Source organism: Bartonella sp. AP57NXGY (genome assembly GCF_042195805.1).
In the GTDB taxonomy this organism is placed as follows: domain Bacteria; phylum Pseudomonadota; class Alphaproteobacteria; order Rhizobiales; family Rhizobiaceae; genus Bartonella.
Genome location: NZ_JBHIOZ010000555.1, coordinates 1 through 658 on the forward strand (window position 1 = coordinate 1; position 658 = coordinate 658).

Consider the following 658-nt stretch of genomic DNA (forward strand, 5'->3'; position numbering starts at 1 on the left):
TATATCTTTATCATACAAACAGCGGTGTGCCTTGGCTTTCTAGGAGCCGGTTTTGTAAAAGTGCATCACACCCAAAGTACACTGTTTATCATTGGCATAGCCACAATGATCACAGGCATCTTAGGTTTTATTGTGAACAGTGCCGTACAAAAAAAACAGAGAGAATTTGATAATGGTTAGTGGACGTGGCGTTTTTCTCAAGCAAACCATACACCCCAAAAGGACATGACAATCACCACCCAATCAAATTTCAATAAAATCCCTATCAAATCGTTGTATCCCATGCAACCCCATACCAACCCAATAGGACTTTGATAAACCACTCTTTAATGTAGAGCAACTAACAACCCTCCCCAAAGCTTGATATTTTAAAGTAAAAAAAAAAACGATAACATCATGCAACAAGACCCTATAGGCTTAAACTTTTACAATGGAACAGGCGGCTACGTGTGGCAACTGGCAAACTATATGCGACATGATTGTCATGAGAGCTCCCACATACTTGAATTGCAAAAACCAACGCCGCCCATAGCCATCAATTCTTTCGCTGTCTACCCAAGTGAACTTAATCCTTTATCACACGTTCAATGGGCAAAAGATGTACAAATAATAAAAAACAAACCAGCACTCATTGGCAAACGGCAAATACAACCCATCA

Annotated in this window: 2 pseudogenes; both read left to right on the forward strand. The window is 39.8% G+C overall.

Annotated features, from left to right (window positions below):
- Window positions 1-180 (forward strand): annotated as a pseudogene (locus ACFIL8_RS11995) (MFS transporter); the annotation flags it as partial.
- Window positions 181-396: 216 nt separating this feature from the next.
- Window positions 397-658, forward strand: a pseudogene (locus ACFIL8_RS12000) (hypothetical protein); the annotation flags it as partial.